This is a genomic window from Drouetiella sp., assembly GCF_059504425.1.
On the sequence record NZ_JCACIN010000021.1, the window covers coordinates 1 to 23,095 of the forward strand.

The 23,095-nt window shown below is 50.1% G+C and carries 23 protein-coding genes and 2 pseudogenes; 12 read left to right on the forward strand and 13 right to left on the reverse strand.

From position 1 onward, the window contains the following. Nucleotides 1–31 precede the first annotated feature (31 nt). From AC5JMP_RS04300 to AC5JMP_RS04315, 4 genes and pseudogenes are all read right to left on the reverse strand, one after another. Nucleotides 32–313, reverse strand: a complete 282-nt coding sequence (locus AC5JMP_RS04300; protein WP_495850266.1) for a transposase — start codon at nt 311–313, stop codon at nt 32–34. Next, nucleotides 271–381: pseudogene (locus tag AC5JMP_RS04305) on the reverse strand (hypothetical protein); the annotation flags it as partial. The pseudogene AC5JMP_RS04305 and the gene AC5JMP_RS04300, both read right to left, overlap by 43 nt. A gap of 404 nt (nt 382–785) precedes the next feature. After that, nucleotides 786–1,181, reverse strand: coding sequence for a hypothetical protein (locus AC5JMP_RS04310; RefSeq protein ID WP_495850199.1), 396 nt, complete (start codon nt 1,179–1,181; stop codon nt 786–788). Next, nucleotides 1,178–2,032 (reverse strand): TIGR02587 family membrane protein, encoded by an 855-nt coding sequence (locus tag AC5JMP_RS04315; RefSeq protein WP_495850200.1) that lies wholly within the window; start codon nt 2,030–2,032, stop codon nt 1,178–1,180. Before AC5JMP_RS04315 ends, AC5JMP_RS04310 begins: the two co-directional genes overlap by 4 nt. Before the next feature lie 571 nt (nt 2,033–2,603). Between AC5JMP_RS04315 and AC5JMP_RS04320 the strand changes: the two genes are divergently transcribed. The 4 genes and pseudogenes from AC5JMP_RS04320 (at nt 2,604) to AC5JMP_RS04335 (ending at nt 7,489) form a co-directional block, all read left to right on the forward strand. Next, nucleotides 2,604–2,795, forward strand: coding sequence for a DUF2949 domain-containing protein (locus AC5JMP_RS04320; protein WP_495850201.1), 192 nt, complete (start codon nt 2,604–2,606; stop codon nt 2,793–2,795). A 268-nt stretch (nt 2,796–3,063) separates the two neighbouring features. Next, nucleotides 3,064–4,953, forward strand: a complete 1,890-nt coding sequence (gene ftsH4 / locus AC5JMP_RS04325) for an ATP-dependent zinc metalloprotease FtsH4 (RefSeq protein ID WP_495850202.1) — start codon at nt 3,064–3,066, stop codon at nt 4,951–4,953. A gap of 319 nt (nt 4,954–5,272) precedes the next feature. Next, nucleotides 5,273–5,779, forward strand: a pseudogene (locus AC5JMP_RS04330) (Uma2 family endonuclease). Nucleotides 5,780–6,103: 324 nt separating this feature from the next. Further along, nucleotides 6,104–7,489 (forward strand): pentapeptide repeat-containing protein, encoded by a 1,386-nt coding sequence (locus tag AC5JMP_RS04335; protein ID WP_495850203.1) that lies wholly within the window; start codon nt 6,104–6,106, stop codon nt 7,487–7,489. Between the two features lie 488 nt (nt 7,490–7,977). Here the strand turns inward: AC5JMP_RS04335 and AC5JMP_RS04340 are convergent, their stop codons facing one another. After that, nucleotides 7,978–8,166 (reverse strand): hypothetical protein, encoded by a 189-nt coding sequence (locus AC5JMP_RS04340; protein WP_495850204.1) that lies wholly within the window; start codon nt 8,164–8,166, stop codon nt 7,978–7,980. A 105-nt stretch (nt 8,167–8,271) separates the two neighbouring features. On the opposite strand from AC5JMP_RS04340, the gene AC5JMP_RS04345 reads away from it, so the two are divergent. Beyond that, on the forward strand, nt 8,272–8,400 hold the full coding sequence (locus AC5JMP_RS04345; protein ID WP_495850205.1) for a hypothetical protein: 129 nt from the start codon (nt 8,272–8,274) through the stop codon (nt 8,398–8,400). Between the two features lie 44 nt (nt 8,401–8,444). Continuing rightward, nucleotides 8,445–8,573, forward strand: coding sequence for a hypothetical protein (locus tag AC5JMP_RS04350; RefSeq protein ID WP_495850206.1), 129 nt, complete (start codon nt 8,445–8,447; stop codon nt 8,571–8,573). Nucleotides 8,574–8,601: 28 nt separating this feature from the next. Here the strand turns inward: AC5JMP_RS04350 and AC5JMP_RS04355 are convergent, their stop codons facing one another. Both AC5JMP_RS04355 and AC5JMP_RS04360 read right to left on the reverse strand, forming a co-directional pair. Then, the gene (locus AC5JMP_RS04355) at nt 8,602–9,597 is read right to left on the reverse strand and encodes a glycosyltransferase family 2 protein (RefSeq protein ID WP_495850207.1); all 996 of its coding nucleotides are present in this window, start codon (nt 9,595–9,597) and stop codon (nt 8,602–8,604) included. A gap of 48 nt (nt 9,598–9,645) precedes the next feature. After that, nucleotides 9,646–10,446, reverse strand: coding sequence for a class I SAM-dependent methyltransferase (locus AC5JMP_RS04360; RefSeq protein WP_495850208.1), 801 nt, complete (start codon nt 10,444–10,446; stop codon nt 9,646–9,648). A 651-nt stretch (nt 10,447–11,097) separates the two neighbouring features. On the opposite strand from AC5JMP_RS04360, the gene bchB reads away from it, so the two are divergent. Then, on the forward strand, nt 11,098–12,624 hold the full coding sequence (gene bchB, locus AC5JMP_RS04365) for a ferredoxin:protochlorophyllide reductase (ATP-dependent) subunit B (protein WP_495850209.1): 1,527 nt from the start codon (nt 11,098–11,100) through the stop codon (nt 12,622–12,624). A 148-nt stretch (nt 12,625–12,772) separates the two neighbouring features. On the opposite strand, the gene rpe is transcribed toward bchB, so the two are convergent. Then, nucleotides 12,773–13,486: a ribulose-phosphate 3-epimerase gene (rpe, locus tag AC5JMP_RS04370; protein WP_495850210.1), complete on the reverse strand. Its 714-nt coding sequence runs from the start codon at nt 13,484–13,486 to the stop codon at nt 12,773–12,775. 215 nt (nt 13,487–13,701) lie between these two features. Between rpe and AC5JMP_RS04375 the strand changes: the two genes are divergently transcribed. After that, a complete protein-coding gene (locus AC5JMP_RS04375) occupies nt 13,702–15,372 on the forward strand; it encodes a S8 family serine peptidase (protein WP_495850211.1) in 1,671 nt (556 codons plus the stop codon). A gap of 57 nt (nt 15,373–15,429) precedes the next feature. Here AC5JMP_RS04375 and speA read toward each other — a convergent pair whose 3' ends face one another. The 3 genes from speA to AC5JMP_RS04390 all read right to left on the reverse strand — a co-directional run bounded on the left by speA (nt 15,430) and on the right by AC5JMP_RS04390 (nt 17,990). Further along, nucleotides 15,430–17,550 (reverse strand): biosynthetic arginine decarboxylase, encoded by a 2,121-nt coding sequence (speA, locus tag AC5JMP_RS04380; protein ID WP_495850212.1) that lies wholly within the window; start codon nt 17,548–17,550, stop codon nt 15,430–15,432. Between the two features lie 92 nt (nt 17,551–17,642). Further along, nucleotides 17,643–17,852 carry a hypothetical protein gene (locus AC5JMP_RS04385; RefSeq protein ID WP_495850213.1) on the reverse strand — a complete coding sequence of 70 codons (210 nt, stop codon included), beginning with the start codon at nt 17,850–17,852 and terminating at the stop codon, nt 17,643–17,645. Between the two features lie 6 nt (nt 17,853–17,858). Next, nucleotides 17,859–17,990 carry an NAD synthetase gene (locus AC5JMP_RS04390; RefSeq protein WP_495850214.1) on the reverse strand — a complete coding sequence of 44 codons (132 nt, stop codon included), beginning with the start codon at nt 17,988–17,990 and terminating at the stop codon, nt 17,859–17,861. A gap of 181 nt (nt 17,991–18,171) precedes the next feature. Here AC5JMP_RS04390 and AC5JMP_RS04395 point away from each other — a divergent pair, with 181 nt between their 5' ends. From AC5JMP_RS04395 to AC5JMP_RS04405, 3 genes are all read left to right on the forward strand, one after another. Continuing rightward, a complete protein-coding gene (locus AC5JMP_RS04395; RefSeq protein ID WP_495850215.1) occupies nt 18,172–18,435 on the forward strand; it encodes a DUF8630 family protein in 264 nt (87 codons plus the stop codon). A gap of 51 nt (nt 18,436–18,486) precedes the next feature. Next, nucleotides 18,487–19,416, forward strand: coding sequence for a HEAT repeat domain-containing protein (locus AC5JMP_RS04400; protein WP_495850216.1), 930 nt, complete (start codon nt 18,487–18,489; stop codon nt 19,414–19,416). Nucleotides 19,417–19,673: 257 nt separating this feature from the next. Continuing rightward, nucleotides 19,674–19,892, forward strand: coding sequence for a hypothetical protein (locus AC5JMP_RS04405; RefSeq protein WP_495850217.1), 219 nt, complete (start codon nt 19,674–19,676; stop codon nt 19,890–19,892). Between the two features lie 23 nt (nt 19,893–19,915). On the opposite strand, the gene AC5JMP_RS04410 is transcribed toward AC5JMP_RS04405, so the two are convergent. Further along, nucleotides 19,916–20,332 (reverse strand): secondary thiamine-phosphate synthase enzyme YjbQ, encoded by a 417-nt coding sequence (locus tag AC5JMP_RS04410; protein WP_495850267.1) that lies wholly within the window; start codon nt 20,330–20,332, stop codon nt 19,916–19,918. A 254-nt stretch (nt 20,333–20,586) separates the two neighbouring features. On the opposite strand from AC5JMP_RS04410, the gene AC5JMP_RS04415 reads away from it, so the two are divergent. Next, nucleotides 20,587–21,435 (forward strand): hypothetical protein, encoded by an 849-nt coding sequence (locus AC5JMP_RS04415; RefSeq protein WP_495850218.1) that lies wholly within the window; start codon nt 20,587–20,589, stop codon nt 21,433–21,435. Between the two features lie 131 nt (nt 21,436–21,566). Here the strand turns inward: AC5JMP_RS04415 and AC5JMP_RS04420 are convergent, their stop codons facing one another. Beyond that, a complete protein-coding gene (locus AC5JMP_RS04420) occupies nt 21,567–22,964 on the reverse strand; it encodes a glycosyltransferase (protein WP_495850219.1) in 1,398 nt (465 codons plus the stop codon). Nucleotides 22,965–23,095 lie beyond the last annotated feature (131 nt).

Genomic DNA, 23,095 nt, shown 5'->3' on the forward strand with positions numbered 1-23,095 from the left:
AAACGAGGGATATCTTGATCATGCCGTAAGATCACCAAAAGTTGGGAAGAGCCCAATCGAGTTGACCTTTAGCATCGGCAAGCTGTTGCAGCTTTTGCAAAATCTGCTGCCACAGCCCTTGTTTGCACCAGCGGTAAAAGCGTCCTGACACGGTTGCCCATGCCCCATAGCATTCGGGCAAGTCTCGCCTTTCTTGAATGCCCGAAGGGCTATAGGTGCACCAGTTCTGACAATCCACAAAATGCCATTGATGATTCTGCGATGATCGTGACTCGGACGACCCACAGGAGGCTTTTGGGCAGGCAGTAGACATCTGAGTCGTTGCCATTGCGACTCGTTTAAGTCACCCCGACGGTGAATTGAATTTGGAGGAAGAATCATGGAAGGAGGCTGAACCCATCAGATCTAGGCTAGCTAATCGTTCCAAAGGGTTTTAAAACACGCCCTAGATTTTGGAGCTTAGATTTTGAATCTCATACCAATTTAAGATGAGGTGGCAGATGATTTTCGAGAGCCGCGCTCCGCGCGGCTCTCGAAAAATAACTCATTGAATCTAAGCACGTAGCGCTATAGTGAATAATTTACTCAGTCTATATCCCATGCGCCCATGGATTATTCTGCGGCTGACCGATCGCTAGAATGGCTGACTGTCATTGGCTACAGCGCCTTTGCAGCTTTTATCATTTGGCAGGTGTTGACCCGAAGTTCGCCGAAGTAGCGGCTAGAAATGGCGGCTACTTCGGTAAACCGATCGCAAAGAAAAGCCTGAAGGGCGATCGGCGAACTTAGGGCTGCTGATAGCCAACGACGCGAATTTCTGCCGAAGTCGGTTCAGTCTGGAAGACCAGAACCCCTGTCACGCTCGCTCCTCCAGAGATAAAGTCAAACGTAGTCGTGGATTCTAGGTCGTCTGTTCCTCTTAGCTTTCCAGCAACCGTGACTTGCGCTCCTGTCTCAGCGCCTTCATTAGTGACGGTAATCGGCAGGTAATAGACTCCCACCTCATTGCGAACTAATCCTCGATCGACGCGGAATCGCGCAGGTTCGCCAGATGAATTTAACCAGAGCGAAATCACAATGCCAATCACGCCAGCCAGCAATGCCAGCGCGATCGCCAGCGAGACTTGCTCAGCCTTGGTGCGCGGATCGGTGCCAATTTTCTTACCCGTTGAGTTTGTCATAGTGCCAACCTGCCTGCTGCTCCGCCGATCGTAGCGGGAAACCCCAAAATCACCGTGTAGCTTACCCACTGCACCCCAGGATCTTCCAATCGAACCAATTGAAAGATCCAGAGCATCAAGACCGATATGAGCAAAGAAATTAAATAGGAGGCGAGGGTTTCGCTAATCGGGCTTTGAAAAAATCCGGGCTGTGACCTGCGGCTGTTTTGTGCGCCAAAGCTGGCTTGGAATACGATCAAATAGGACAGCAGGAGAGAAGCGGCAATGATGATCAGCAGCCAAGGCACAGAAATCATGCTGCTAATCATCGGAATTTCATCGGTGGGGGCGATGGAAGCACTCACAACAATGGCACCTAGAGCAGTCGCACCCGCATCGGCGAAAGTTCCACGCCAGGTTTGATCCTGCCAATCGGGTTCAGAGGCAGTGTCGTCATCTGGATGAAGCACGTTATCTGCAATTCCCACCCCTAAGCTGAAGGGCAACGCCTCATTGATGACACGACCCATAGCTGCCTCAAGTCCGGTATCTAGATGGATAACGCCAATTAGAATCAGGCTCAGGGTTGCCGATAGTAGGGCGATCGCCAGCGCTTCTAGGCTATCGGTCATAACGCGCATTCGGGTTTTTGAACGCTCCCCACGAAAGCCGCCTTGCAGGTTCAGCAAAATCAGAGCAGCATAGGCAATGCCAAGCAGCAATAGCATTCGTGGAGGTGACGTAAAGTTACCTTTCCACCAGACTTCCATGGTGTAGAGGAAAGGCGCACCAAAGAGAAATGCCCCTGCGACAGCACGCATTAAGTCATCTAACTCAGTCTTCCAGGCAGGCTGGCGTTTAGCATTCGCCATCAGATTGTCCAGTAGTTGTCTAAATAAACGTTTTAGGGCAGAGCTTCTGATCCTCTCACTTTATTAGACCTCTGGTTATTAGACCTTTGGCAGATGAGGATTTCTAGATTGAATAGGACTTACGCATCTGCCCCCAACCTCCAATTCTGGGGACTTTGAACTCCGGTTCCCCAGAATTGAGGTTGGTGGCGAAATTCGCTTCAATCTGCAAAAGGTTTATTGAAAGGGACTTACAAGGATTGAAGCGTATTTCTACGCTATAGTACATAGGTTCTATAGAACACAGGAGTCTTCTCATAGTAGAGGCTCAAAGATGAGAAAGGTAAATGTTGCTCTTTATCGGTCTCTAGGATGATTTTCTGGCTTTTGACTTGCGCCACCATGGGTCTGAACGGATGGCTACAGGTCAGCAAGGCTAGATCTTAAGCTAATCAGAAACGCTCTGATACAACCGTAATCTTTCCAGAAGAACATCCCAAATGTGTTGAATTCTCGCTATGATTCCATCAGAATAATTATTAGATTAGTTTACAAAATTTAAAAAACTCGTTTATTTTGCACCCTCAAAGCTATGGCAACAGAATCCACGGTTCGCTTAGTTCAGTTTTTGCGGGAGGAGTTAGCCCTTCCTACCTCGGCGATCGCCCTAGCCCTCCGCCAGCCAGAGCAGGCTACCAACCTGCCTATGGTGTTGTGGCAGTACGGGCTAATCACCTTAGAGCAACTAGACAAAATTTTTGATTGGATGGAAAAAGCTTACTGAGCCTAGCTTTTAGGGCTTGTGCGATCGCCGCAATGGCGTGATCCCCGTACAAAGCTCCACAAGCTAAACCCTATAGAATGATCATATGGATACGTTACAAAACTTCAGCCTTTTGTTGAGTAGCGCTAGAGGTGCCCTAGCGAGAGTAAATGAATGCATAGACAACGAATGCCTAGACTAGCAAGCTGTGAGTTCAGCAAGTAGCGCTGTAGATCAGCAGAGGGCTGATTGACTAAAGTAATCTCTAACGAAAGGAACGCTAAACGAAATGGCGATTAAAGACCAACCTCAGCCCCCCCGCTCTCGTCAGATTGGCAACATCTTGTTGCTCGTGTCGGGGCTGTTTTTATTAGCGAATGTCCTTTTACCTAGCCTCTTGGGGCCTGCCGTTCCCAAAGTCCCCTATAGCCTGTTCATTGATCAGGTGCAGGACAAAGAGGTGGCGAGGGTTTCGGTTGGGCAGAATGAAATTCGTTACCAGCTCAAGGAAGCAGATGGGCAGCCGGGACAGCTGTTTTCAACTACCCCTATTTTTGATTTAGAGCTGCCGAAGCGTCTGGAAGACAATGGCGTTGAGTTTGCAGCTGCTCCGCCACCCAAGAATGCCTGGTTTGGAAGCGTTTTGAGCTGGGTGATTCCACCGCTGATTTTTGTCGGCATTTGGCAGTTTTTCCTCAATCGGGGCGGCGGACCTCAAGGAGCGCTGTCCATTGGTAAGAGCAAGGCAAAAGTCTATGTGGAAGGTGAATCTGGCAAGATTACGTTTGCTGACGTTGCTGGAGTTGAAGAAGCCAAGACTGAGCTAGTGGAAATTGTAGATTTCCTCAAGACCCCGCAACGCTTCACCCAAATTGGGGCAAGAATTCCCAAAGGCGTGCTCCTAATTGGCCCTCCCGGAACAGGTAAAACGCTGCTGGCGAAGGCTGTAGCGGGTGAGGCAGGCGTTCCCTTCTTTAGTATCTCTGGCTCAGAATTTGTTGAGCTGTTTGTTGGTGTTGGCTCCTCACGGGTGCGTGACCTATTTGAACAAGCCAAGAAACAGGCTCCTTGCATCATTTTCATTGATGAGCTGGATGCGATCGGCAAATCTAGAGCCTCCAACGGCTTCTACGGCGGCAACGACGAGCGTGAGCAAACCCTCAACCAGCTTTTGACCGAGATGGATGGCTTCGCGGCAGGAGGCGCAACGGTGATTGTGCTAGCGGCAACCAACCGTCCTGAGACGCTTGACCCAGCGCTGCTGCGACCCGGTCGATTCGATCGTCAGGTCTTAGTCGATCGCCCTGACCTAATTGGGCGGCAGGCAATTCTTGAAATTCACGCCAAAGAGGTGAAGTTAGGCGCTGATATTGACTTGAAGGTGATTGCTACTCGCACTCCTGGCTTTGCGGGAGCCGACTTGGCTAACTTGGTCAATGAAGCTGCGCTTTTAGCAGCTCGAAATCACCGGACAGAGGTTGCCCAAGCTGATTTTGCAGAGGCGATCGAGCGAGTAGTGGCAGGTCTGGAGAAGAAGAGTCGCGTCTTGAACGAGAAAGAGAAAAAGATTGTTGCCTATCACGAAGTCGGTCATGCCATGGTGGGCAGTGCCGTAGCCGGAACCAGCCAAGTCGAAAAGATCTCGATCGTGCCTCGCGGCATGGCGGCATTGGGCTACACGCTGCAATTGCCAACTGAAGATCGCTTTTTGATGAGTGAAGAGGAGTTGCACGGTCAGATTGCGACCCTGCTGGGTGGGCGATCGGCTGAGGAAGTTGTCTTTGGCAGCATTACCACAGGCGCATCTAACGATTTGCAGCGGGCAACGGATTTGGCAGAGCGCATGGTGACAACCTACGGCATGAGCAAGGTTTTGGGGCCTCTGGCGTACCAGCAAGGTCAGCAAAATCAGTTCTTGGGAGGCGACCCGATGAATCCCCGTCGTCTGGTTAGCCCTCAGACCGCAGAGGCGATCGATCAAGAAGTGAAGGCGATCGTAGAGAATGCCCATCAGCAGGCACTCAACATTCTCAAGCAAAACCGAGAGCTTTTGGAAACGATTTCCCTCCAGCTTCTAGAGACTGAGGTGATTGAGGGCGATCATCTTCGTTCTATGCTGAATCAAATTGTCTCCGAAGGGAGCCAGATTGAAGAAGACAAGGTTGTTGCAGAGTTCTAGGCAAGCAGACATTCTTGTAGGGTGCTGTTAGCGATCGCCTAACGCACCAAAATAATTAGCAGTAGTGTGTTACGGCGTTGCCTAATGCACTACTTTTTTCTTGGCTTTGAACTCTGCCCCTTACATTTGTCTCTATCAAGTGTCTGACCGGGAGCCAACCTAGGCGCAGATACACAAATGTTGTAGCAAAAGTGATCAAAGACAATATTCCAGAAGCGATCGCCCACAGCAGCGATCGGACGGTGATCCTAGTGCGAGGGGCTATTTAGCGACCTATGATTAGAGAACATGATTGAAGAATAACAGGGCGAAGGGTTCTATGCAGTCCACAACCACCAATCCTATCCGTTGGACAACTGCTGATCTAGCAATTTTTGAGGGCGATCGCTCCAAGCGCTACGAGATTATTGATGGAGAATTATTTGTGACTAGGGCACCCGATTGGAAGCATCAAGCGGTTTGTAGCAATATTGTTGCTCTGCTGAAGTTTTGGTCTGACCAGAGTGGACTGGGTCAAGCTGCAATTAACCCTGGCATTATCTTCTCAGAATCGGATAACGTGATTCCAGATGTGGTTTGGGCAAGCCATGAGCGACTGGAGCGACTGCTGGATGAGGCAGGACATCTGACCGCTGCACCAGAACTGGTCATTGAGGTGCTGTCTCCTGGCAAAACTAATGAGCGGCGCGATCGAGAAGCCAAGCTGAAGCTCTATTCAGTTCGAGGCGTGCTGGAATACTGGATTGTGAGTTGACAAGAACAAATGGTTGAGGTGTATCGTCGTGAAAATGTCGTCTTAAGGCTTGCAGCAACTTTGTATTCTTAGGATGAACTCATTAGCCATGTACTTCCGGATTTTAGATATTTAGTCAGCAAGTTTTTCTAGTGGGAGATCTCTTTACATTGCCAAGACAGTATCTTCAATAGTACATGACAAGCACACAGAGCCTTACACACGTCAAACCTTGATATATGTACACTTTTGTTAATCGTATCATTGGAAATGAAATTAACTTTACAGGCTTTAATATGGCGTAACCATTCTCTATGCCTATATATTATGAAAGGATAAGTAATTCTTAATTCAATAAGAATAGGCGAATTTCTTTCTTTAGAAGAAAAATAAAGCTAGCTATTGAGGATAGGTGCCATGAATAGTGATAGACAACCTTCACTTTTAGAAAAAGTCGAGCAATTATCTCTTACCTCTAAGTTATTACTCCCATCTATCGTTATTTCTGTTTTTATCCTTTGCTTTGAGATTAATGGGACATTTCCACGCTTATCTGTAAATGCTCGTGAATGGACTGGCTTTGGAGAAGATATTGAAGAGAAAGCAACCTACTCTGTCGAGAAAATAGAGACAAGGGGCAATATCACAACAAAGACATCTGACATTAGTAAGCGTGAATCGGAAAAAACTCTTTGGGATTGGATGAATTTGTTACTTGCCCCTGCGACGTTAGCAGGGCTCAGCTTTTGGTTCCAGGATAAACAAGAAAGTGTAAAGCGTGACAGAGAAAAAACTGAACAGGAACAGAATAGAAAACAAGAACAATTAGAAAAAGAACGAGCTGAAGATAAGCAACGAGAAGATGCTCTCCAAACTTATTTTGACCGTTTGTCAGATTTACTAATTAATCAAAAAGTTGCTCTCTTGTTAGCTCAAGAGGATTTCTCTCACGATACAACAGTTACGGTTTCAATGGTTGACAAAGGAGATGAGAATGAAGTCTCTTTTCGAGTAACGGACGATATTCATCAAGAGGTTAAGAGATATCCTGAAAGTGCTGGAAAGGAAGCCTTTCATCGGGAGGATTGCCTTCAACCAACAATTGCAGATACAGCAAAGGATATAATCCGTGCAAGAACTTTATCATTACTGCGAATGCTCAAAGCTGCTAAGGATTCGGCACGTCAAGCAAGTGTCATATCGTTCTTAGCCGAAGCAAATCTTGTGAGCAATCTGAGGATAGATTTGCGAGAATCTATCCTACGCCAAGCTTACCTCCCTGGAGTAAAACTTAAAGGTGCAAGCCTTAGTTACGCTGACTTTACAGAGGCTATACTTATTCGAGCAGATTTTAGTTATGCTTACCTCAACGAGGCTGAGTTTCATGAAGCTAAACTTACTCGTGCAAATCTAACCCGCGCTGTACTCAAGAAAGCGAAGCTTATCCGCGCTGATCTTATTCGCACTAACCTCAGTGGTGCCGATCTCTCAAATGCTGACCTCAGTTATTCTGATATTCGAGATTCTGATTTGAGAGGTGCTAATCTTACACGGACTAACCTTACAGGGGCGATTCTTCTTAATGCTAACCTCACAGGTTCCAATCTGGAAAATGCTATTCTCGACGACGCTCAATTCGAGAATACTAACTTGACAGATATTACAAATTGGAGTTTAGAACAGCTAAGCGAAGCGAAACTCTACAAGGTGACGTTACCTAGCGGCTGCGATCTGCATCCTAGTCGAGATCGTGAAATATTTGAAGATGCCGCTAATAATGATGTTGTAGAGAGTTACGCTTAAGACTTCTACTTGATCACACAGCTTCACTCTATTTTGATATTCGAGAGCTAAGCTTTTGTATTTGCATGACAATGGAGCAGTTAAGTAGATAAGTCTAAGTAAGCAAAAGATATCTAGGCAGAGCAAGTCTTTCAGCATAGATTATCTTCACCTCAATTTAAGTTATTCTGCTTGGCATTGTTAAGATATAGAGTAGCGATCGCAAACCTTACATAGAAACTTTTAAGCCGTTGTTGCAAATCCAGTTTGCTTTGCAGCTTAAGTCAAAGCATGAATTACTCCGGTTAAAGCATGAGCTATTCCAGTTGAAGTGTGAGAAGCTCATGCTTTAACCGGAGTAGTAAATATTATTTTATTTGCAACAAATGTTTAAGTGTTTGCAGGTCAAGTTGTAATCTTTGCAGCTCAGATTCGATTGTTTGTAGCTCAGATTCAAGCATTAATAAGAAACGTTTAAGTTTTTATATCGATCATTCAAGCAGGCTTATCTAATCCAATTCATCTAGCCTATGCTTTTCAATAATTTCTTGTTGTCTAGGCTGTTGCAGCCATGACTCCAGTGCTTCCGCTACAACGGCGCTGATTGACTCTTCTCGAATAGTGGCGATCGTCTTTACCAACTTATCTAGGTCAGAGTCTAGATATATTCTTAGTTCCGGTCTTTTCTTAGGAGCCACTCGCTACATTTAGCCGCAAAAGTACCAGAAGAATCTTCTCACCTCTACTTGCGTATATGCGTATATGCGGACAAGATCAATTCAACCTTATTGAGGCAAAACCCTATGGTTATACTCTCCGATGATGAAGTGGCTCTAATCAGAGCCATCCTTACCGCACTTCGGGCGATCAAAATTCGAGACATTGATAAAGCTCTAGTCATCCTGGCGAAAGGCGATCGAGGAGGACTTTGAATGTGATGAATGAATAGGCGAATAGTCACTGACTTCTCAGCTTTGTGGGGCGGTCAAGATGCCTGCTCCACAACCAGAGCTACGCGGAAGCCGGAGCCTGGAGCCGACCTCAATCTACCCAAACTCCGGGTGAATTCATGAGCATCCTGCTCCGCTACCTGCTGCTGACCTAAAGGGAAGGGGCTGGCGGTATCAATCGGGCTACTCCAAATTTTCCTCTTTAGGAATCGATCGCCTAGAATTCCTGGCTATTTCACGATGGTCTTGAAAACCTGCCACTTCTGAGAGCGTGTAAAGCGGTCTACCCTTGATCTCTTCGTATATTCGCCCAATGTATTCGCCCAAAATGCCGATGCTGATAAGCTGAACGGCTCCCAGAAAGAACACGACTACCGTGATTGTGGCATAGCCTGTTAGCGGAGAGTGAGGCGCAAAAAAGCGCCAGTAGACCACCAGAACCGCCATGAGAAGCGCGATCGCCGCCGCCCCTAATCCTAAGTAAGTCGAGAGGCGTAGAGGCACTCTGGAGAAAGACACTAGGCTATTAATTGCCAGCGCCAACGATTTGCTGAAGGTGTATTTCACCTCTCCGGCATAGCGCGGATCGCGGATATATTGAATTGCGGTCTGCTGAAAGCCCACCCACGCCCGTAACCCTCTGATGTAGCGATTGCGCTCCGGCATGGCGTTGAGCAAGTCTACAATGCGCCGATCCATCAGGCAAAAATCCCCGGTGTCGGTGGGAATTTCCACATCGGCGAGATGCCGCAACACCCGGTAGAACGAATAGGCCGTCACTCGCTTGAGCCACCGCTCTTTTTGGCGCTGCGTCCGCTGGGCATACACCACCTGATAGCCATGCCGCCACAGAGCAATCATTTCGGGGATCAGCTCTGGCGGATCTTGCAGGTCGGCATCCAGAACCACGATCGCTTCACCTCTGGCAAAATTTAGCCCTGCCGTGACGGCAACCTGGTGTCCAAAGTTGCGAGCAAGGCTGAGGTAAGACACACGAGAATCCTGTTCATGCAGCTCTCGCATCAAGAGCAAAGAGCGATCGCGGCTGCCATCATCGATCAAGATCAGCTCTGTTTCCCCATCCAGGCTGTCCATAACGCTCCGCAGCCGCCGATGCAGCTCCAGAATGTTATCTTCTTCGTTGTAGATGGGCACCACGAGGGAGTATTGGGGACTCATATCCACAGCCGTTAGAGCGGGACAAATGCGCGTTGTTTATTATAAACACTACTTTTGGGCAACAACAGCCAGGTTCCAGGCGAAGCGCTTGAGATAGGGAATCTTTTTGACCCAAATGTCCAGCTTCTCTAAAAACAAATATTCTGGCTTCAGCCGCTGCTGTTCCAGAATAATTTTTTTCCAGTAGCGCTCTTGATTCGGATTAACTCTTTCAATGAGATAAAACTGGAGGAAAATCCAGAGACTCGCAATCCAAAAGGTGTCATAGGAAGTTTTGGAAAACAAGGATTTCACATGATGAACGATCGCAATATCCAGCGGCGTTTCATCTTCTGTGCGCACTTCGGTAGCGATTTTGCGATAGATGTTGATAATAGGATTGTGCTTTAGCGGGTCCCAAAAACACAAGGTGCCGCCCGGTTTCAGGACGCGATACGCCTCTTGAATCGCAACTTTGGGATCGGGAATATGATGCAATAAATTAGAGGCATAGACAATATCAAAAGTGTTATCTGGAAAATCGATCGCCATAGCGTTCACCACTTTTCCTTCCACTTCTACGCCATTGCTGCGGGCAAGCTTCAACGCCACCTCCACCATTCCTGGCGAATAGTCTGCCGCCACACAATGCGCCCCTCGCGTGGCAAAATAAACGCTGTTTTCCCCTGCCCCACAGCCTAGATCTAATAAATACTGACCGCTCACATCCCCTAACCGCCGCAAAATAAATCGATTCTCAGGCGCAGTGCAAGCCTCAAAATAATCTTTGACCCGAATGCCCTCAATATCGATCGCCGCCGCCCAGCGATCGTGAAATTCCTGCTCTTTCCTTAATACTTCGTCTTGCATAGTTAGTTTCAATAATTGGCACTGTGACTTCAACACTATAGTTTGCAGGGCGTTGCTGAATCGAAGTATGAATCTATCTGACTTGACAGTTTTCTCGCCCCCTAAATCCCCCAATTCTGGGGGACTTCCGAGCCATTCAAAGTCCCCCAGAATTGGGGGGTTGGGGGGCTTTCATACTTGTATTCAGCAACGCCGTTTGCAGGGTGTCCCCTTGCGCTTGGTTAAGTGTAGGTTATTTTTTAGAAGCCGCGCGGAGCACGGCTTCTAAAAAATAACTGTGGTTTATGCAATTGAAATTGCTGTAATCCGCTGGTGATGAACTAGAGGTCAGCAACGCTACGGGTGCCGCTACTCAGAGGTCGCTGTACTGTTATTCAAGTATTCAAGCCTATGCCGACCTTGAGTATCTCCCCAAAATACTCCTCCAAAGGTAGCAAATCTAGAGCCATCCTCAGAACATGAAAAGCGATCGATCCATACACGAAGACTTCCCAGGCAATTCATTCCAGACAATTGATTCCAGACGATTAATTCTAGAGACATCACGAACGGTTAAGAATCCTGCGCTCATTTGCCCAGAGACACCCTATCTTTGAGACAATCAGAATCAGACCTAAGCCTAGCGCCATACAGCAAACGGAGATTTTATCTATGAAATTGGCTTACTGGATGTATGCCGGTCCTGCACACATCGGCACACTTCGCATTGCCAGTTCTTTTAAAAACGTCCATGCCATCATGCATGCGCCTTTGGGAGATGACTACTTCAACGTCATGCGATCGATGCTGGAGCGGGAACGCAACTTTACGCCCGTGACGACAAGCGTAGTCGATCGGAATGTGCTGGCGCGTGGCTCTCAAGAAAAGGTGGTGGACAACATCACCCGCAAAGATGCCGAAGAGCATCCCGATCTGATTGTCCTGACTCCCACCTGCACGTCGAGCATTCTGCAAGAGGATTTGCAAAACTTTGTCGAACGGGCACAGCTGGAGTCCAAAGGCGATGTCATGCTTGCCGATGTCAATCACTATCGGTACAACGAGCTGCAAGCCGCCGATCGCACTCTCCATCAGATTGCCCAGTTCTATATTGAGAAAGCCCTGAAGCGCGGCGAGTTGCCTACCCAAAAAACCGAGAAGCCTTCGGTGAACATCATCGGCACTTCGACGATGGGCTTTCACAACCAGCACGACTGCACTGAGCTAAAGCGGCTGATGGCGGATCTGGGAATTGAGGTAAATGTCGTTATGCCGGAAAGCTCGACGGTGTATGACATCCAGAAGATGCCCCGCGCCTGGTTCAATCTGGTGCCCTATCGGGAGCTGGGGCTGCCCCTTGCCCAATATCTGCAAGAGCAGTTTGGCACGCCTTTTGTCGATATTACCCCCATGGGCGTGGTGGAAACCGCTCGGTGCATCCGCAAGATTCAGCAGATCTTGAACGAGCAGGGCGCGGCGGTAGACTACGAAGCCTTCATCAACGAGCAAACCCTGCACGTCTCTCAGGCAGCGTGGTTCTCGCGATCGATCGACTGCCAAAACCTGACGGGCAAGAAGGCGGTCGTGTTTGGTGACAACACCCACGCGGCGGCAATGACCAAAATCCTGGCGCGGGAAATGGGCATTCATGTCGTGCTGGCTGGAACCTACTGCAAGTATGATGCCGACTGGTTTAGAGAGCAGGTGAGCGAATATTGCGACGAGGTGCTGATCAGCGAAGATAACGGCGAAATTGGAGATGCGATCGCCCGCCTAGAACCTTCGGCTATCTTCGGCACCCAAATGGAGCGCCATGTGGGGAAGCGGCTGGATATTCCCTGTGGCGTAATTGCGGCTCCGATTCATATCCAGAATTTCCCGATCGGCTACAAGCCATTCATGGGCTATGAAGGCACCAATCAGATCACAGACTTGATCTACAACTCCTTCACTCTGGGCATGGAGGATCACCTGCTGGAAATCTTCGGCGGTCACGATACCAAAGAGGGCATTACCAAGGGCATTTCTGCCGATTCTGATCTCGCCTGGAGCCGGGATGGTTTAGCAGAGCTGAACAAGATTCCGGGCTTTGTGCGCGGCAAGGTGAAGCGCAATACCGAGAAGTTTGCCCGTGAGCGGCAGATCGAACAGATTACGGCTGAGGTGCTGTACGCCGCCAAGGAGTCGGTGGGCGCATAGCATCCGGATCAAGAAAGGGGCGCAGCGTGCCCCTTTTTTTATAGCATTACGTAATTGAGTCAGGACGAGTTATTTTTTGAAAGCCCCGTGGAGTGGGGCTTTCAAAAAATAACTCATTGGATCTAAGCGCGTAGCGCCTTATGCCCTCCTAGACTGCTGCCAGCTCAGGGGCGGGACGCTTGCTGTTGCGAATGCCTTCGATCGCCGTGGCATAGTCAGCCGCATTGAAGACTGCTGAACCTGCGACGATCGCATTGGCTCCCGCCTCCAAAACCTGCCAGGTGTTGTTCACTTTTAATCCGCCATCTACTTCAATCCAAGGATCTAGGCCGCGCTCTTCGCACATGGCGCGCAGCTTGCGGATTTTAGGAATCATCGTCGGGATGAAGCTCTGACCGCCAAAGCCAGGGTTGACGCTCATGATCAGCACCAGATCGCACAGATCCAGCACATTCTCAATCAGCTCCAGCGGGCTGCCGGGATTTAGCACCACGCCTGCCAGCTTGCCCAGTTCCTTGATTTGACCCAGAGTGCGGTGCAGGTGGGGGGAGGCGTTATGCTCGGCATGAACGTAGATGTGATCTGCGCCTGCCTTGGCAAAATCAGCCACGTACTTCTCCGGTTCCACAATCATCAAATGCACATCCAGTGGCTTCTGGGTGCAGGGACGAATAGCCTCCACAATCAGTGGGCCGATCGTGATATTGGGAACGAACCGACCATCCATTACATCCACATGAATCCAGTCGGCACCTGCCGCATCGACGGCTCTGATCTCATCTCCCAAGCGGCTAAAATCTGCTGATAGGATAGATGGGGCAATCACGATCGGTTTCTGAGATTGCAATTGAGTTTGTGCCATGACTTGTGTTCTCCTGCGTCCTGTCTGGTGATTAGGTGTGCTTGATATAACTGGCATAGCGGCTGACCTAGCCGCCTATCTAAACTTGTGGAAACTCTTGTGAAAACCAAAGTGTGTTCAGTGTAACAAGGTATGTTCTAAGGTCGGATTACGCACTCGCACCTAATTCCATTGGAACATACAAGTTCATCAGAAATTTATGGAAATTCGCCTCTATGCCCCTGTTAAAGCTCGGACGAAAAACGATGAAGCGCCTAATGGGCGGATTAGGGGGATTTGCGCTGTCTTGGACGCTGGGATTGATTCTGACATTTGTGAGTCTACCCGGATGGGCACTCGTTGCTTCGGTGGGCGAAAACGGCATTGATGCCTATCGATTGCAGGACGCGCCCTATAATTTGACGGGGCGAAAGATTGCCATTGGGCAAGTCGAAATCGGTCGTCCGGCGCTGTTTGGCTTGGATAAAGCAGCCGTGAATAACCGATCGCTCCCCATCGGCAGATTGTTTACTGGAGATGCAGTTGCTACCGCTAATCAGGGCGTAGACGAACATGCCGCCAGGGTTGCCAGCATCATGGTTAGCCGCGACAAAACGGTGCGGGGCGTTGCGCCAGACGCAGTTTTGTACTCTGCTGGGGTAGGTGCTGAGCAGCGCAGCGGACAGGTGCAGGAATGTCTGGCTAGCCAGACCATTGCCCTGCAAAACGGCGGCGATGTCCGGGCTATCAACTTTAGCTTCGGAGAATCGCTTAACCGCGATCCGCGCCCGGATGCTGTGCTAGACGGCAACGCGCTGCTGACTCAATGCGTCGATTGGTCGGCAAGCCTGCACAACGTGCTGTACTCAATTTCTGGAAACCAGGGCAGAGGCGGTTTTCCCATTCCGACCGACACCTTTAACGGTATGACGATCGCCAACTCCATGCCCATCGACGGCAAGTTTACCAAAGTTGATTTCTTTAGCCTGGGCAGCATTCCTGCAACCGTGATCGGCCGCGACCCAGCAACAGAGCGCAACGTTGGGGCAAGGCGATCGGTCTCCTTGGTGGCTCCCGGACGGCGAATTACCACGCTGGCTCCGGACGGCACCGTATCGGCTCCCGACCTAGGCGGCACCAGCTTTGCCTCGCCCCATGTAACGGCAACGGTGGCGCTGCTGCAAGAGTTTGGCGATGCGGCAATTCGCAGAGCCTTAAAGGAAAAATCGGAGCACTGGGGCTTGGCAGCGCGACGGCAGGAAGTAATGAAAGCCGTGCTCATGAACTCAACCGATAAAATTGAGGACAGCGGCGACGGTCTACGCCTAGGCATGAGCCGGACGCTGCTGGATTTGCGCAACAAAAGCTGGCTAGAATCAGATGCCTACACCGATCCAGAGATTCCGCTAGATGCGCAGATGGGCACCGGGCACCTCAACGCCTACCGCGCCTATCAGCAGTTTAGTCCGGGTCAGTGGAACGCAGATCAGCCTATTCCGGCGATCGCCTGGGATGCCAATACCGTCGGCGATACAGAAGGCATTCCTACGTATCGAGACTATGTGTTTGAGCAACCCTTGCAGGGCGGTAGCTTCATCGCCGCGACGCTGAACTGGAATCGCCGGGTCGAGCTTGAGGACAGGAACGGCAACGAGACATTTGATTCGGGTGAAACCTTTCAGGACAAAGGCTTAAACGATCTGAATCTTTACCTGATGCCCGCCGATGCAACCCGCACCAAGAAAAGCATTACATCTTCCATCAGCAAAGTGGATAGCGTCGAACATATCTTCTACTCCATTCCCACAACCGGACGCTATAAGCTGCGGGTATTGTATGGCGATCGCGCCAACGAGCCAGTCCAGGACTACGCCCTAGCATGGTGGACAAAATCTGCCTCTAATTGATAGTTCAGGGTAATAGGTGCTGAGCGCGCCTATCACCCTTCATGAACAATGTCCCCCTTACGAAGACAGGTAAGTGTAGCCGCTCAAGCTCCGCTCATAGTTTTGCAGCAGGAGCTGGGCTTCCTGGAGGGTGATGCGATTTTCTTGAAGGGCTTGCTCCGATCGCTGCCGAATATTCTCAATCAGATCCTCTGAGTCGTACTGCACATAGCCTAAAACCTCTTTCATGGTGTCGCCCTTGACCACATGTTCAATCTGATAGCCTGTGGGCGTAAGCTTGATGTGAATGGCGTTAGTGTCGCCAAACAAATTGTGCAGGTTGCCCATAATCTCCTGGTATGCGCCGTTGAGGAACATGGCGAGATAGTAGGGTTCATACGCCGAGGGCGTGACTTCTGGCTTGCGCTTCAGCGGGTGTAGCTCTAGCACAGATTTCACATCCCAAAGGTCAATGAACTGGTCAATTTTGCCGTCGCTGTCGCAGGTGAGATCGGCAAGGGTAGCGCGGCGAGTCGGCTCTTCGTCGAGGCGATGCACGGGCATGATTGGAAAAAGCTGGTCGATCGCCCAGGTGTCAGGAGCCGACTGGAAGACTGACAGATTGATGTAGTAGATCGATGCCATGATCTTTTCTAGATCTTCCAGATCGTCGGGCACATAGTCCTGCTGCCGGACGATCTCCAGAATCTTGGCACAGCAAGCCCAGTAGAGCCGCTCTGCCCTCGCCCGTTCGGTCAGGCTGAGGTAGCCAAAGCCAAACAAGCTAACCGCCTCTTCTTTGAACTGAGCGGCATCGTGGTATGCCTCCTGGTAGGTTTCAGCGCTAATCGCGTGATAGGTTTCGTACAGATTGCGAATGATCAGATGCTCTTTTTCTTCGGCTGGTTCGGGCGGATCGGACACCACTTCGCTGGTGCCCAACACATCAAACACCAGAACGGATTGGTGGGAGGCGATCGCCCTACCGCTCTCGCTAATCAGGGTGGGCACCGTCAGATTTCGCTCTTCGCAGGCCTCCTTAATTTCTGCCACTACGTCGTTGGCGTAGTTCTGCATGTTGTAATTTTTGGAGGCATGGAAGTTGGTTTTGGAGCCGTCGTAGTCTACGGCTAAGCCACCGCCCACGTCCAGATACTTCATGTTTGCCCCCAGCTTGGACAGCTCCACGTAGATTTGGCTGGCTTCGCGGATGGCATCTTTGACAACGCTGATGGCAGAAATTTGAGAGCCAATGTGGAAGTGCAACAGCTGCAAGGCATTCAGCATCCCGGCGGCTTTGAGCTGCTCAACGGCCTTAATGATTTCGGGCACCGTCAGCCCAAACTTGGCGCGATCGCCCGCAGAGGTTCCCCAGCGTCCAATCCCTTTGGCGCTGAGCTTGGCGCGCACCCCCAAGATGGGCTGAATACCGAGATTGCGGCTGGCTTCGATCGCCAATTCCACCTCTTCAATTTGCTCCAGCACAATGATGGGAGTATGACCCAGCCGCTGCGCCAAAGTTGCGGTTTCAATGTACTCTCGGTCTTTGTAGCCATTGCAGATTACGAGAGCACCCGGCGTATCCAGCATTGCCAAGGCAATCATCAGCTCAGGCTTAGAGCCAGCCTCTAGCCCAAACTGGTGAGGTTTACCAAAGCGCACTAGATCTTCAATTAAATGGCGCTGCTGGTTGCATTTGGTGGGAAACACGCCGCGATAGACGCCAGGATAGTTGTAGCGAGCGATCGCCTTACCAAAACAGGCATTGAGCCGTTCGATGCGGTCTTGCAGAATGTCAGAGAAGCGGATCAGCAGCGGCAAGCCCAGGTTGCGCTGCTTGAGGGCGTTGACGAGTTCAAATAGGTCTAGAGAACCGCCATGGTCGCCCTTGGGAGAAACGGTGATATGTCCGGCAGCGTTAATTGAAAAGTAGGGTTCGCCCCAGCCGTTGATGCGGTATAGCTCCTCGCTGCTTTCGATCGTCCAGGGTTTTGCTGGCGCTTGCTCAGGGGACGGCTTGGACTTTTGCGCGGCTTTAGAGGTTTTTTGAGGTGAAGGGTCAGAGTGGAGAGCAGTCTGGCTATCTGATTTAACCTGAGCTTGGGAATGGGCGATCTGAGCGTCAGTTTGAAGACTATTAGGTTGAAGACTATCGGGCTGCTCAGATTGTGCTTTAACCCCAGTTGACTGCTTTCCCATTCTGTAGACCTCATACAATGCTTAGCTAGTCTATCGCATTCATCTAGGGGGTGTGGGTAGCGTGTAAGACCTTGAACTGCTACTTTGAACCGTTACTTTGCGGGCGGCGGGGCGGGATCAGGGCGAAAAATGGCGATGAGCAGCGTTGGAGTGCCGCCGATCAAGCCCCAAATCAGCCATTGCCTGAAGCTTTTGCCCTTGCGTTGGGCAACGATCGCCGCCAAGATTCCCATGACGCAGTGTAGGGTCAGGAGGGTCAAAAGCAATGCTGACGAATTCAGATTGACGAAGGGCGATAACATGAGCCGCTACTTTTTGGGGGGTTTTGAATTAGCATCCTGACCCATGGCTGACGCGCCATTCAGCAGCATAAACAAACCGCCCAAAAGAATAACGATCGCCAATCCTCCGGCTATCCCATCCAGCCAACTGCTTTCCATTTTTCTGCTGTCGAACACACTACGGGCTGTCTCAGCATATCAGTTTGGGGCGATCGAGGGATGGAGAAAAAGGTTTGCTCGTTGGTAACGGGATCTGAGAAAATTGAACATACGCTTAAGTACGCTTTTAGCACCTCCCATTTAAGAACACTCAGTTAAAAACATAAGGTCAGAGACTCCAATGACAGATTCAAGGGCAGATATTCACGAGCTAAACCCAGAGCCAAGCGCGATCGAGCAAGCAACCCCTGAAGACCTGGCTGAGATGATTACCGAGTTAGAGCAATATCGAGAGCGCTTGGTCAACGACACGCTCTCCATGGCGCAACGGGCTAAGGTGATGAAATCTCAGGCTCTTGCTAGTTTGGAGCCAAGCTTGACTCAGATTGATGGACAGATTCAGGCACTTCGCCAGCAGCAGATCGCTTTAACTGCTAGCCAGTGATCACAAATGCCTAGCCGCAGATTGAGCAGTACCCAAGGTAAGGAACTTTTGATGTCGCTCCACTCCGAAACTTCAGCGCCTAAAAATCCAGCAGAAAGCGATCCCATCTTGCAAGCGCAAATTGCTAACGATGAGCTAGTTCAAAGGGTTAATCAACAGATCACGCTAGACAATTTTGATTCTGGCGATCGCCAAGTCTTGCAGCAGCTTGTCGAGGGGTTGGGCGATCCGCGTGGTCTGGTGCGGCTACGCTTTGCCGAAACTTTGGGCGACATTGGCGAACCTGCAACACCGTTTCTGGCGGAGGCTTTGGCGCACCACAGCAATGTGGTCGTGCGGCGGGCGGCGGCGAAGACTCTCACCCTCATTGCTGACCCCAGCGCAGTGCCCAACTTGCTTCACGCTTTTCTAAACGACGAGGATACAGTCGTCAGAAGTTCATCTGCGGGGGCGCTGGCTCGAACGGGAGAGGCTGCTGTACCTGCGCTGCTAGAGATTTTGGCATCCGATCGCCATCCTGAAGACACTAAAGGTCATGCTGCCTGGGCACTAGCTTTCATCGGTTCTGAAGCCACAGAGCATCTCTACAAAGCGCTGAATTCCGACTCGGTAGATGTTCGCTGCGCCGTAATTGGGGCGATCGCCCATGTTGCCCAAGAGCAGTCTGACACCAAATCCTGCAATGTGCTGATTTCGGCTTTAACCGACCCGGAATCTGTGGTTCGCACAGAGGCAGCATCGGTATTGGGGCAGGTCAACTATCCGCCCGCCATTCCTCACCTGATTTTGGCGCTGCAAGATGCGGAGATGGAGGTGAGAAAGGCTGCGGTCAGCTCTTTGGGCAAAACGGGCGATCGCACAGTGATTGAATCCCTACAGGCTGCCTTGAACGATGAGGCTCAGGTCGTTCGGACGTTGGCAAAGCTGGCAATCGCTCAAATTGAGCGGCAGTCTGAAGACGATGGGTATGGTATTACGTAATTGAGTGAGGACGAGTTATTTTTTGAGAGCCGCGCTCCGCGCGGCTCTCAAAAAATAACTCATTGGATCTAAGCGCGTAGCGCTATAAAAGCGAGGGGGTTGAGCGATCGTCTGATCCGCACTGTCCTCAGCAGCGCCCAGCTTAAACCTGTGCGCTTAAACCTGTGATGTGCGTCACAGAGTCACTCCAGATTTCATCACAGCGATACGAAAGATAAGCAGCAATGATAGGAAGCATCGAGTTCTTTAATGTTCCGATGCATTTACAAAGCTCTCTCCTCGACTTTGCCTTTGCCGAACTGTTTGCCCAAGCCAGCATTTCCGGTCAGCTCACGTTAGCCGATCGCTATGGTCTACAGGCTGCCCTGCTAAAGGAGTCTCTAGATGACGAAGAGAAACAGGCAATCGATCGTCTGCTCTATGGGATTCGTAAGGGACGAATCAAATTAGTCAACGAGTTTTCCGCTCAAGCGTGAGCTGAGGCGAAAAGCCTGGGCTTCTAGTCTCCCGTGATATGCACGACGAGTTCACGCGGATTGCTGTGGCTGCGATGCTCCCAAATGTAGATGCCTTGCCAGGTGCCCAACACCATCCGACCTTGGGCGATCGGAATCTGTTCTGAGGTGTGGGTCAAGACCGTACGGATATGGGCAGGCATATCATCTGCGCCTTCGGCACTGTGGATATAGCGATCGTTTTCCGGCACCAGCTTTGACAAGAAATTTGCCAGATCCAGCAGCACATCAGGGTCAGCATTTTCTTGAATAATCAGGCTTGCCGAAGTGTGCCGCAAAAACAGGCTGCAAAGCCCGGTTTGGATGCCAGATTCTGAGACGATCGCCGCAACTTTTTGGGTGATTCTATGGAGCGTTTTGCCCTGGGTTTGCACCTTGATAAATTGCTGATAGTGAGCCATGAGCTGATGTATCTGCGCGAGATTAAGTTTGCGATTGGCAAGGGCGATGTTTCCAGCATAGAACATATCTAATTTGAAACCGTGGAACCGATCCGGAACCATTCTTACACCTGCTGCGTCTAGAAAGGGATCAGCAGTCTGCGTTTGACACCTTTGGGTTTTAGCAAGTGTCACAGACCGGGTTGAATCTTCCTCGTTCCTGAGGCAAAAAGATAGTATAAATCGCAGCAGACAAGTCACAGCAGATAAGATATATGGCATCTCACAAAATTCCTGCAACTCAAAATAGCCCGCTCATCAGCAGCACTCGCTTAAGCTTTGGCTCTAGAAAAGAATTTGGCGACACCCGCGACGACGCTAAAGATGTGGGCACGCTCAAGTCTGGCAAAAGCTATAACTTTTCGGGCGACGTGGGCGGCAATGATCTCGATTTCTTCGAGTTCAAGCTGAGCAACCGCAACAGCTTTTCGGCAAAGCTGAAGAACGACAGTGACGGCAACCAGCCGATCGCCATTACTGTTTTAGACAGTCGCGGTAATGCGGTGAAGGGCAGTAACGGCAAGTTTCTATTTTCCAACGTTAAAGCCCTGAAAACTTTCACATTGAAGGACTCTAAGCTGGCTGCCGGAACCTACTTTCTGAGGGTTCAAAGTGCCCAGCCCCGCAGCAAAGATGAGGATTATGAGCTGAGCCTCTCTATAGGTAAGTCATCCGACAACTCGTCTAGCGGTTCAATCGGCAACGCTCAAAGCTTGGGCAGCATTAGCTTAGGGCAAACCCGAACCGGATTGGGCAGCGTTAGCTCAAACGACCCTGATTTCTTCAAGTTTGATATCGGCGGCACGAGCCGAGTCGTGACTCGCCTGACGAACAACAGCTTTAGTCAACCGATCGCCCTAACGATACTCGATCGCAGTGGCAATCCGGTCAGGAAGACCAACGGCAGCAGTTTATTTGTCAATGTTGATGATGGCGAAACGGGTTCTATTCTGGCTCCAACGCTGAGTTCTGGTACCTACTATTTGCGGTTCACCAGCGCCGAGGGCAGCGGGGAACGGTATAGCTTTAGCGTTCAGCGTAGTGCCGCAACGACCCCAATCTAGGGCGATTTTGGGGGCGATTTTGGGTTTTAGATGCTGGAATCCTTCCGGCTCAAGCTCAAAAATTCCATTCCGGTTCCCCTTCTCCTGCCTTGGGAGAAGGGGCTAGGGGATGAGGGGCTTTGGACATCCTCTTAACTAAACTTGATTTTTCGAGCGGCATAAAGGCACATCTTGAATAGATTTAGCCCTTCCTTGAAATGCTGAATGTTGGAGCTGCCATACTCGCGAGGCACATAGCGAACCGGGATATCTTTAATTTTCAGGCTAAGTTTGGAAGCGCCCAAAAGCAAATCAAAATCCCCAAACGGATCGAAGTCTCCAAAGTACGATCGATTGGCAGCAAGTCTTGCGTAGTTTTGTTTGGAAATAGCTTTGGTGCCACAGAGAGAATCTTTAATTCGCGTGTTAAGTAGATAAGAAAGCAACCAGGCAAAGAACCGATTTGCCATGCGGTTGAGGAGTGGCATTTCAACTTTGCTAACGGGGTAGATCAACCGACAGCCGTTTGCCATTTCGCAGTAGCCAGAGGCGATCGCTTCAAAGAAATACACCATCTCTTCAGGGCGGACTGTCAGATCTGAGTCCAAAATAATAAACACATCGCCCGTCGCCATCTCGAATCCCTGACGCACGGCGTTACCTTTGCCTTTGCCCGTCTGCTGAGCAATTTTGATATCCCACCGATCGGCGTATTTTGCCTGAACGCGCTGAATTTCATCCCAGGTGCCGTCTTTGGAATGTCCTTCGATGAAAATAATTTCGGTATGGCGGCCTAAACGCGGCATGCGGGTGATGGCATTCTCGATATTGCCCGCCTCATTGCGCGCTGGCACAATCACTGAGCAGGTCATAGTCTGCACCTGATTTTGAAGACTGGCATGACCAGGATGAGGACGGGCAACCACATATTCGTTCAAACAAAGCCGATTCAGCAGCGGCAGGGGAGCCAGAACGCGATTAAAGAACCAGGAGACGATCGACAGGTTTTTAGGCAGCAATAGCCGCTTGCCGTGGTATGCCACCTCGTAGCCTGATAGGTTCAGCAGGTTTTCAACATCTTCAAAACTTAGCCAATTGAGTTCGGGTAGCGGCATCCGTTGACCAATTAGCGTTGCCAGATTGAGAATCGGTTCCCAGGCAGGATTGTGATAGGTCAGAATAAGCTGTGTGGAGGGATGGCAGCACTTTTGCACATTCTGAAGCGCTCTCTGCACATTCTGAATGTAGCTCACGGTATTCGCCAAAATGATGTAATCGAAGGTTTGGTTGGGATTGACTTCTTCAGCATCTTCAACCTGAAACTCTAGATTGGGAAACCTTTCTTGAGACTTTTCAATGGCAGTTTCGCTAATATCAACTCCCAAACCATAGGCTGGTTTTACCGCTTCCAGCAGGTAGCCCAACCCTGAACCTAACTCCAGGACTTTAGAGCCGGGTTGAACAAAAAACTTGTAGAGTTTTTCTAAATCTTGATAGTAATAAAGGTTGCGGTTTCTCCACTTTTCGAGTTGACTCGTTTGAACAAACATGCGCTTTTTGAGAAGAATAGAAGTTTGAATCACGGGAAAACTGTCTTAGATGGAAAACCGCCCTCTCATCCAGGCATAATTTGCCACGCATGATTTGCAGAGAACTGTTGGCATTCGGGAAGTTCAGAGGG

Excerpts from the sequence above, each read along its gene's own strand:
- AC5JMP_RS04300 (WP_495850266.1), bottom strand. The coding sequence starts at position 313 with ATGTCTACTGCCTGCCCAAAAGCCTCCTGTGGGTCGTCCGAGTCACGA.
- AC5JMP_RS04310 (WP_495850199.1), bottom strand. The coding sequence starts at position 1,181 with ATGACAAACTCAACGGGTAAGAAAATTGGCACCGATCCGCGCACCAAG.
- AC5JMP_RS04315 (WP_495850200.1), bottom strand. The coding sequence starts at position 2,032 with ATGGCGAATGCTAAACGCCAGCCTGCCTGGAAGACTGAGTTAGATGAC.
- AC5JMP_RS04320 (WP_495850201.1), top strand. The coding sequence starts at position 2,604 with ATGGCAACAGAATCCACGGTTCGCTTAGTTCAGTTTTTGCGGGAGGAG.
- ftsH4 (WP_495850202.1), top strand. The coding sequence starts at position 3,064 with ATGGCGATTAAAGACCAACCTCAGCCCCCCCGCTCTCGTCAGATTGGC.
- AC5JMP_RS04335 (WP_495850203.1), top strand. The coding sequence starts at position 6,104 with ATGAATAGTGATAGACAACCTTCACTTTTAGAAAAAGTCGAGCAATTA.
- AC5JMP_RS04345 (WP_495850205.1), top strand. The coding sequence starts at position 8,272 with ATGGTTATACTCTCCGATGATGAAGTGGCTCTAATCAGAGCCATCCTT.
- AC5JMP_RS04355 (WP_495850207.1), bottom strand. The coding sequence starts at position 9,597 with ATGAGTCCCCAATACTCCCTCGTGGTGCCCATCTACAACGAAGAAGAT.
- AC5JMP_RS04360 (WP_495850208.1), bottom strand. The coding sequence starts at position 10,446 with ATGCAAGACGAAGTATTAAGGAAAGAGCAGGAATTTCACGATCGCTGG.
- bchB (WP_495850209.1), top strand. The coding sequence starts at position 11,098 with ATGAAATTGGCTTACTGGATGTATGCCGGTCCTGCACACATCGGCACA.
- rpe (WP_495850210.1), bottom strand. The coding sequence starts at position 13,486 with ATGGCACAAACTCAATTGCAATCTCAGAAACCGATCGTGATTGCCCCA.
- AC5JMP_RS04375 (WP_495850211.1), top strand. The coding sequence starts at position 13,702 with ATGCCCCTGTTAAAGCTCGGACGAAAAACGATGAAGCGCCTAATGGGC.
- speA (WP_495850212.1), bottom strand. The coding sequence starts at position 17,550 with ATGGGAAAGCAGTCAACTGGGGTTAAAGCACAATCTGAGCAGCCCGAT.
- AC5JMP_RS04385 (WP_495850213.1), bottom strand. The coding sequence starts at position 17,852 with ATGTTATCGCCCTTCGTCAATCTGAATTCGTCAGCATTGCTTTTGACC.
- AC5JMP_RS04390 (WP_495850214.1), bottom strand. The coding sequence starts at position 17,990 with ATGGAAAGCAGTTGGCTGGATGGGATAGCCGGAGGATTGGCGATCGTT.
- AC5JMP_RS04395 (WP_495850215.1), top strand. The coding sequence starts at position 18,172 with ATGACAGATTCAAGGGCAGATATTCACGAGCTAAACCCAGAGCCAAGC.
- AC5JMP_RS04400 (WP_495850216.1), top strand. The coding sequence starts at position 18,487 with ATGTCGCTCCACTCCGAAACTTCAGCGCCTAAAAATCCAGCAGAAAGC.
- AC5JMP_RS04405 (WP_495850217.1), top strand. The coding sequence starts at position 19,674 with ATGCATTTACAAAGCTCTCTCCTCGACTTTGCCTTTGCCGAACTGTTT.
- AC5JMP_RS04410 (WP_495850267.1), bottom strand. The coding sequence starts at position 20,332 with ATGGCTCACTATCAGCAATTTATCAAGGTGCAAACCCAGGGCAAAACG.
- AC5JMP_RS04415 (WP_495850218.1), top strand. The coding sequence starts at position 20,587 with ATGGCATCTCACAAAATTCCTGCAACTCAAAATAGCCCGCTCATCAGC.
- AC5JMP_RS04420 (WP_495850219.1), bottom strand. The coding sequence starts at position 22,964 with ATGTTTGTTCAAACGAGTCAACTCGAAAAGTGGAGAAACCGCAACCTT.